Annotated in this window: 1 protein-coding gene; it reads left to right on the top strand. The window is 42.2% G+C overall.

Going from position 1 to position 538, the window contains the following annotated elements; all coding sequences use genetic code 11:
• Nucleotides 1–176: 176 nt before the first annotated feature.
• Nucleotides 177–538 (top strand): hypothetical protein (locus tag ACFINU_RS10415; protein WP_375667745.1); only part of this gene is annotated, 362 nt, incomplete at its 3' end.

Raw genomic sequence — 538 nt, 5'->3', positions numbered from 1 at the left:
GGCTATACTTACGAGACAATACCTACTGGTAGTAACATGTGGAAAGAATGGTGGAGAGTGGTCATGAATCCCATAAGCTCCCATACTTGCCTTGGAGATGCGAGTGATAAGTGTACATGGCGCTATGGCACATCTCATCGTGAACAAAAACCTTGAATTAAATAATGGAGTAAAAAATGAAACAAACTCTAAAGCTATTAGGTGCTGTAACTTTATTAGGTATTGCAGGATGTCAGTTTAATAAAACTCCTGGAGGGTATTTGAGCGCGTGGGAGAAAAATGGTGTTACTAATTTTACAGAGGTAGGAAAAGCCTTGTTAGAATGTGGCATGCCAACGCCTTATGATGTCGATCCAGAAAACAGAAAGCAGAGCATTAATGCAAAAGCAACAATTTATGCTTGCATGCTTCAATCAGGGTTTCGCTATAAAGATGAAGAGGTAGCAAGAGCGGGAGGGCCATGTTATACTTTTAGAGCCGAAAACCTTCCGATTTGTCGTCCAGGCGCTGTTGTTCCACAGCGCAGTGTCAAGAAGCG

This window comes from Bartonella sp. AC130YNZD, assembly GCF_042196865.1.
GTDB lineage: Bacteria > Pseudomonadota > Alphaproteobacteria > Rhizobiales > Rhizobiaceae > Bartonella.
Note: the sequence above shows the minus strand (reverse complement) of the source record. Positions and strands in the feature narration are given on the sequence as shown.